A 6,793-nucleotide genomic window follows, 5' to 3' on the forward strand; every position below is an offset into this window, starting at 1 on the left:
CACGAATGCGAGCCGATAACGTCAAAGGGATCTTAAATAATTCCGATTCCATCATAACTTCGATCATAGTTTCTTCTAATAACAAAAGATTATTTAGCCTTCTAGTTCTCGTTGTAATAGAGTTTGGAATTTTTGGCAATTACGCCGATAAAAAGCACTCAATACAGATACTTTACTTTTTAATTCGCGAGCAATTTCTTTCCAAGTTTTACCTGATAATCTTTTTAATGCGATCGCTCGAAAATTTGCTTGAGGATTCCCAATAATAAAAGTTTTTTGGAAAATACCTTTGGGGTCTTTTTCGAGATACTGATAAAGCAGCTCTCCCAAAGTTAAAGTCTTTGGATGGTCGGGAATAATATCGAAATCAGGTAAATAACATGATTCATACTTATAGGAAAGATCGAACTGTCTACGACATATTAACACCGCTTTATCTAACTTAAAATTTACCCAACTCATAAACTTTCCTTTGCCCCTTTGCGGATCGTATCGATCTATGTTGGTGCAAATGTAAGTCATGGTTTGTACTACGGCTTCCTCATAAATTAGAGGATAAAACTTACTAGAAAATAAATTACGGTGAGGATAACATAACTGATTTGATAATTTAATTGCTTTTACTAATTCCGTTAAAGCATAGCTGCGTAAAGAACTATTAGGAATCTGATTTTGAGCATTTAAAGCTAACTCTTTAAGCCGAGAATCATCTAAGACGATTCTAAAAGTTTGTAATTGAATTTGATTGAGCCATTCATAAGTAATTGAATTAAAATCTGATGTTTGCAATTTTTGAGTAATCCAATCGACCAATAGACAGTGAACTTGGTGATAGATTTCTTGATAAACCCCAGTTAAAGGTTGTCCTTTGTAATGACGACATAAAGGACGCGATCGCAAAATCAAATCAGCAATTTCAATTACTAGAGATTCTTTTGCCTCCTCGCTATAATATTGTTCTACTTTTTGCAAAAGCTTCTCTAAAACTTGCTCTCGCTTAATACCTCCTTGGTTGTCAAAAATCTTGACAAAGCTCATCTTAATGTTCCCATTGTGGTTTTTTAACTGAGATAAACAAATACTTCTTTTCTTTTTACTCAAAAAAAATCACCAAGTTTTATACGTTTTGCAACAAAAATTAACATTATGTGCGATTAATGACTATCCTTTGTCAGATGATGCAAAAAGCCTATTCATTACCACCTATAAGCGATCGCAAACTCCTAGATCGTGCTTTGACTCATCGCTCCTATGCCAACGAAAATCCCGAAGTAGAAGGACATAATGAGCGATTAGAATTTTTAGGAGATGCGGTTTTAGGCTTTCTAGTGGGAGAAATGCTCTATCGGCTCTACCCCCAGATGAATGAAGCCGAATTAACTCGCTTGCGATCGCGCTTAGTGGATGAAACCCAACTCAGTCAGATAGGGGCGCAAATGAACTTAGGTACAATAATGCGTCTGGGAAATGGAGCAGCCAAAGATAAAGGAAGAGAAAACCCTTCCTTACTCAACGATACCTTTGAAGCCATTATTGGAGCTTACTATCTCGATGCGGGAATTACCGCCGTTTCTAGCTATATTAAACCCCTCTTCCAATCTTTAGCCGAACAATTAGTTACAGAATTAGCCAACTCCCGTAAAACCAGTTTCATTGACAGTAAAAACCGCTTTCAACAATGGGCATTAGCTCATCACAAAGAAACCCCCAAGTATCAAATCATCGCTGAATCAGGCTTAGATAACGCCAAAGAGTTCACCGCCCAAGTATCGGTTAAAGGTATAGTCTACGGTACAGGAAAAGGTCGTCGCAAAAAAGAAGCCGAAAAACAAGCAGCGATCGCTGCTTGGGAACAGTCATCGGTAAACAGTTATCAGTAAACAATTACCAGTTATCAATTTTATCCCTCATCCTTTACTTACTACTCGCTACTTCATCCTTCATCCTTGACTTTGGCTGTATTCAAAAATCTGAATACCAGCTAAAATTAAAACTCGTAAACTGTATTCTTAGTACCCAGTCTTACATTTATTATTTTTCAGCTAAAGTTTAAGGAGTTAATCTATGCCAGCGCAACCTGCGGTTGGATCTATCGAAACAAAAGGCTTTCCAGGCATACTAGCAGCAGCAGATGCAATGGTAAAAGCAGGTCGAGTTACTTTAGTTGGTTATATCAGAGTTGGTAGCGCACGCTTTAACATTAATATTCGTGGCGATGTTTCTGAAGTAAAAGCTGCCATGAATGCAGGAATTGAAGCAGTCAAGAAAGCAGAAGGAGCAACTTTAGAATCTTGGGTCATTATTCCTCGTCCCCATGATAATGTAGTCGCTGTCCTACCCATTGACTATAGCGAAGAGGTTCAACCCTATCGCGATCGCGTTGAAGGTAGAACAATTCCTATCGTAAGTAGTAACTAAACCAATAATGAGGGAGAGAATTTTGGGCTTTCTCCCCTTAACTATGCTTCATCAAAAATCTCGCAATCAAGCTCAATCACTGAAATAATCTTCTTCTCAAGGCTCGCATATAGAGCATTATTGGTAGTTGGTAATACTCTATAACTAGCAAGATTAAACAAGATAAGTGAGCAATAAAGGTCAAAATTGCCCAAAATAAGGGCAGCCAGGATAAAGGGCTATCAGGTAGAGGTGGAACTAAATAAGTACCCAAGCTGATGATACCTGTAGGCAAAGCTACAAAGGCTAATCCGATGATGATATAACCCCATCCGATATCTGTTCCTTCCCTTTGAATTCCTTTCCAATTTTTGCCACTCCAGTACCAAGTTAAAGGAAGTTGGCTATCTGCCATCTTGAGTAATTGTTTATCAAAGTTACCAGTAAAAATATGTTGACAGAAATCACAAGCAAAAGCTTCCATCAAACTCATTCTGGTGATTTTTCCATGACGACATACAGGACAAGGATATTCGCCTTGAAGATGAAAGCGATCGCTTAAATTAATAGTTTTAGTCATCTAAAAATGTGTGTGCTGATATACCTACTTACTTTGAATATAGATACCTGTTCCCATCTTGCAAGGTAATTTTGACACCTCAGATACAAATGTTTATCAAACTATTAAAATTTGTTTGCATTCATTAACTTAAGAAAGAAACAGGGGAAGTCTTTCAAAGGTACGATTTTGAGATTTGATAGCTGAGATCGGCAGAGGGAGCAGGGGAAGTAATGGGTAATAGGTAATGGGTAATAGTTATCGCTCAGCAATCAATGACGAACAACTAACGACTAATAACTAACAATTAAGCAATATCAGGGGGAATGGTTTTGAGTTGTCGAAGTTGCTGCTGAATTATATTTTGCAGATCGTGACGTTTAACTTCAATTCCTTGAGTGATATTTCCCGATTGAGGAAAAAAGATGATGCTGTCTATTTGCTGCATGGAAAAGACTCGAAACAAAATTTGAATTGTTGGTAAAGCGATCGCTACAAGATTAACATCTTTACTCATTCTGGAATTTTTGGCATCTTGAACTGTACTGAAAGCATAAATAACTTTTTTTTCCAGCATTGGCGATTGGCGATCGCTAATTACCGAAATTATCCAATCTTCTTGAAGATTTTGCAGTACATAATATTCTAAATGTTTTAACTGTATAGCTAATGATTTCATGACAGGGGCGATCGCTTTTTCCATGACAATCGGCGCAATACCGTGTTTAGCAGCATCTTCTATCAGTATTTTTAATTGATGGTCTAGTTCCATTGGTTGAAATTTAATCTTAAAGAAACATTAAACTTTGCTGTTTTGCATAACATCATTTTAGAGAGCTTTTACGGAGATATTTATACTGATGCTCGTAAAATTGTGTAATTCTCATTTCATCTCAAGTAAACAACCGAAACTGGTGTTATAAAAGGGAAAGCCAGGTATTTTATACCTGAATTTAACCAAACGCCAACCATTTATTTTTTGTGTTATGTCAACAATTGAAAAATTAAAACCTGCTGGTAGAGCAGATGTCATAATTTATATGCCCTACTATGCAAAAAATAAACATAGTTGGCTACCTTATGCTATTTCTCTTTATCGTCAGGGTTCTTTAGAAGGAAATCGCAAAATAGAAGGAGGAGAACCAATTCCTTTTGTTGCTAGTTGGTATGTATCTAAATTACCTTCTGAGTTAACTCGTTGTCGTTTACAATTTGATGGGCAAGCTGAACTGAGTTACGAAACTACTCTTTCTAATTCAGAGTTTATTGATTACTTAATAGATGTCATTATAGACTTTAAAAGTTCTCACTTCACAGATTTCCCTCGGGGGTTTTATCGAAAACTACTGAAATTTGAATAGTGAGAGTTAAAATACATCACAAACAAAATTAAGGAGTGGGGAAGTGGCGCAGTCTGCCAAACATCTACTGGTTGGCTCTATCGAAGCTGATAGCGGAAAATCAACAACCATATTAGGGATTATTCATAGGTTAGTACAACAAGGAATGGAAGTGGCTTATTGTAAGCCACTAGGAGCTTCTGACGATGATGGTTTGATTAAGATGAGTGACCAGAATGTTGACTTTTTGGCTGATAATTTAAGTCTTTCTAAAAAGCAATTACACTCACCATTGCTTAGTTTAAGTAATGAAGTCATCACAAAACGATTAACTGAAGAAGATTCTCAAGACTATAACCAGCAATTGCGAGATTATGTTTCTGGGATTGATAGTTCTTTTACCTTAATAGAAGGACCAACAACTCTTTGGGAAGGTAGTCTGTTTGAGTTATCTGTTGGTGAAATGGCAGCAACTATTGATGCACCAATTTTGCTGGTCACCCGTTATAACTCTTTATCGTTAGCAGCTAATTTATTAAATACCAAGCAGTCTTTGGGCGATCGCTTATTGGGAGTCGTGATTAATGACATCCCTGAAACAGAGCTTTCACAAGTGGAAAAGTTTGTTAAACCTTATTTAGAAAAACGTGATATTCCTGTATTGGGAGCAATTCCTAAAGACAGATTGCTTAATAGTGTTAGTGTTCGAGAATTATCTAAAAGATTAAATGCCAAGGTTATGTGTTGCCAGGATCGTCTAGATTTGATGGTAGAAGGTTTAACTATTGGTGCGATGAATGTTAACTCTGCTTTAGAATATTTTCGTCAAAAAAATAATATGGTAGTGGTTACAGGAGGCGATCGCACAGATTTACAAATGGCTGCTTTAGAAACCTCCACCAACTGCTTGATTTTAACTGGTCATGTTCCACCAACATCGATGATCTTAAGTCGTGCCGAAGATTTAGAAATACCTATTTTAGCTGTAGATTTTGATACTTTAACCACAGTAGAAATAGTTGATGCTGCTTTTAGTAGAGTTCCCATTAGCGAACCTATTAAAGTGAAAAAAGTAGTTCAGCTAATGGAAGAATATTTTGATTTCGAGCGATTCATGGATTATTTGGACTTAGAAACAGCCTTAACTGTTTGACGTTCTCCCCTTCGTGAAACAGAAGGGGATTCACTTCATCACTGAAGTGGTTTACTCTTGTAAAATAATTAGGGAAACTATTTTAGGGGGAAATCGCCGATGAAATTAGAATTCACTGTACCTAGTATGGTGTGTCAAGGTTGTGTAGATAGCGTCAAAAAGGCGATCGCTAATCAAGATACCAATGCTGATATTTCAATAAACTTAGATACTAAAAAAGTGGCAGTAGAAACCGAAGTTACTGCTACGACTATTCAACAGGCAATAGTTGAGATAGGTCACACTGTTGAATAATCAAGGAATTGTCTGATTTTAAAAAAGATACTTGACGAGTCCCCCCACTTATCTGTTACTATGATGTTCTAGATTTTGAACAATACTTTGTCTTAAGACGATAGAGTTTTTGTTAGTGTCGTTAACTAACTCTTACGCGGGTGTAGTTTAGTGGTAAAACCTTAGCCTTCCAAGCTAATGATGGGGGTTCGATTCCCCCCACCCGCTCTTTAAGTAAGGACAAGGTTTCACCACTAAGTCCACTCTCTAAAGTTCAAGATTGATTCTGTACATGAACCAATCTTGAACCAATTAAGTAGAGAAAAACAGGGTAATTCAGTAGGTTCACTTAAACTTGATTTAAGATTATCTTTTCTGTAAAGTAAAAAAAGACCAGTAATTATATAACACCTAGTCTACGTCGTCAAATCCAATATTTACTCTGATTTAGCTTTTAAGTTTTCGCAATCTATTAAAAACATTTCGGGTGTTATTTCTGGATAATTAGTAAGACTTTCCTTAATCATTTGTTCGACACTAGACAAATGAGTTTTCTTTGATAGCTTTAAGAGAATACTTCTCATTGTTATCCTTCTCATCATCGTAGTTTGATAGCTTGTGGGAAAATTTTCGTACTTATAAAAGTAATCAAAATCAAGTAATATATCTATTGCTTGCGCTACCATCATCAATTCCAAGTCACTTAAGTTAATGTTTGACATTATGTTTACTCCTTAATTATCTGACTACATGAGGACATACGAGATACTTGACGCATAGCTCTATATTCGTTCTAGTGAAAGTTCTCTTTCTGATAGAAACTAGTCGGCTATTAACTAAAGCTTTACTCAATACTGTTCGGTTAAGCTAAACAACATGAGTTAATGAAAGTATTCATCATCCAAATGCATGAAACTATTTACTCTAACTCTTATTTCTCGAATACTTGCACTTGCTACGCCTATTAATTTATTCAATGAGCAGTATAGCCTCCATCTACAAAGTGGACACTTCCTGTGATAAATGCGGCTCTGTCAGAAAGTAAGTAATCCTAAATCCGATTGATATAGG

At 36.4% G+C, this 6,793-nt stretch carries 9 protein-coding genes and 1 tRNA gene; 6 read left to right on the forward strand and 4 right to left on the reverse strand.

Going from position 1 to position 6,793, the window contains the following annotated elements; genetic code table 11:
- Positions 1-93: 93 nt before the first annotated feature.
- On the reverse strand, positions 94-1,038 hold the full coding sequence (locus tag H1P_RS29525; protein ID WP_144874481.1) for a hypothetical protein: 945 nt from the start codon (positions 1,036-1,038) through the stop codon (positions 94-96).
- Positions 1,039-1,157: 119 nt separating this feature from the next.
- Between H1P_RS29525 and rnc the strand changes: the two genes are divergently transcribed.
- Together rnc and H1P_RS29535 are read left to right on the forward strand one after the other, a co-directional pair.
- Entirely contained in the window at positions 1,158-1,880 is a 723-nt protein-coding gene (gene rnc, locus H1P_RS29530) for a ribonuclease III (protein ID WP_246142015.1), read from the forward strand.
- A gap of 184 nt (positions 1,881-2,064) precedes the next feature.
- Complete coding sequence (locus H1P_RS29535; protein ID WP_144874483.1) at positions 2,065-2,418, forward strand: carbon dioxide-concentrating mechanism protein CcmK; 354 nt, start codon at positions 2,065-2,067, stop codon at positions 2,416-2,418.
- A 76-nt stretch (positions 2,419-2,494) separates the two neighbouring features.
- On the opposite strand, the gene H1P_RS29540 is transcribed toward H1P_RS29535, so the two are convergent.
- Positions 2,495-2,977 carry a hypothetical protein gene (locus H1P_RS29540; protein ID WP_144874485.1) on the reverse strand — a complete coding sequence of 161 codons (483 nt, stop codon included), beginning with the start codon at positions 2,975-2,977 and terminating at the stop codon, positions 2,495-2,497.
- A 286-nt stretch (positions 2,978-3,263) separates the two neighbouring features.
- Positions 3,264-3,728, reverse strand: a complete 465-nt coding sequence (locus tag H1P_RS29545) for a hypothetical protein (protein WP_144874487.1) — start codon at positions 3,726-3,728, stop codon at positions 3,264-3,266.
- A 214-nt stretch (positions 3,729-3,942) separates the two neighbouring features.
- Here H1P_RS29545 and ebsA point away from each other — a divergent pair, with 214 nt between their 5' ends.
- From ebsA to H1P_RS29565, 4 genes are all read left to right on the forward strand, one after another.
- A complete protein-coding gene (ebsA, locus tag H1P_RS29550) occupies positions 3,943-4,317 on the forward strand; it encodes a type IV pilus biogenesis protein EbsA (protein WP_144874489.1) in 375 nt (124 codons plus the stop codon).
- A 43-nt stretch (positions 4,318-4,360) separates the two neighbouring features.
- The gene (locus H1P_RS29555) at positions 4,361-5,449 is read left to right on the forward strand and encodes a phosphotransacetylase family protein (RefSeq protein WP_144874491.1); all 1,089 of its coding nucleotides are present in this window, start codon (positions 4,361-4,363) and stop codon (positions 5,447-5,449) included.
- A gap of 99 nt (positions 5,450-5,548) precedes the next feature.
- Positions 5,549-5,743 carry a heavy-metal-associated domain-containing protein gene (locus H1P_RS29560; RefSeq protein ID WP_144874493.1) on the forward strand — a complete coding sequence of 65 codons (195 nt, stop codon included), beginning with the start codon at positions 5,549-5,551 and terminating at the stop codon, positions 5,741-5,743.
- A 136-nt stretch (positions 5,744-5,879) separates the two neighbouring features.
- A tRNA-Gly gene (locus H1P_RS29565) sits at positions 5,880-5,950 on the forward strand.
- A gap of 209 nt (positions 5,951-6,159) precedes the next feature.
- Here the strand turns inward: H1P_RS29565 and H1P_RS29570 are convergent.
- A complete protein-coding gene (locus H1P_RS29570; protein ID WP_144874495.1) occupies positions 6,160-6,444 on the reverse strand; it encodes a hypothetical protein in 285 nt (94 codons plus the stop codon).
- Positions 6,445-6,793: the final 349 nt, after the last annotated feature.

It is taken from the genome of Hyella patelloides LEGE 07179 (assembly GCF_900659865.1).
Taxonomy (GTDB): Bacteria; Cyanobacteriota; Cyanobacteriia; order Cyanobacteriales; family Xenococcaceae; genus Hyella; species Hyella patelloides.

What these genes read in the sequence shown, in the direction of transcription:
- H1P_RS29525 (WP_144874481.1), bottom strand. Translation starts at nt 1,038, where the DNA reads ATGAGCTTTGTCAAGATTTTTGACAACCAAGGAGGTATTAAGCGAGAG.
- rnc (WP_246142015.1), top strand. Translation starts at nt 1,158, where the DNA reads ATGACTATCCTTTGTCAGATGATGCAAAAAGCCTATTCATTACCACCT.
- H1P_RS29570 (WP_144874495.1), bottom strand. Translation starts at nt 6,444, where the DNA reads ATGTCAAACATTAACTTAAGTGACTTGGAATTGATGATGGTAGCGCAA.
- H1P_RS29535 (WP_144874483.1), top strand. Translation starts at nt 2,065, where the DNA reads ATGCCAGCGCAACCTGCGGTTGGATCTATCGAAACAAAAGGCTTTCCA.
- H1P_RS29545 (WP_144874487.1), bottom strand. Translation starts at nt 3,728, where the DNA reads ATGGAACTAGACCATCAATTAAAAATACTGATAGAAGATGCTGCTAAA.
- H1P_RS29540 (WP_144874485.1), bottom strand. Translation starts at nt 2,977, where the DNA reads ATGACTAAAACTATTAATTTAAGCGATCGCTTTCATCTTCAAGGCGAA.
- ebsA (WP_144874489.1), top strand. Translation starts at nt 3,943, where the DNA reads ATGTCAACAATTGAAAAATTAAAACCTGCTGGTAGAGCAGATGTCATA.
- H1P_RS29560 (WP_144874493.1), top strand. Translation starts at nt 5,549, where the DNA reads ATGAAATTAGAATTCACTGTACCTAGTATGGTGTGTCAAGGTTGTGTA.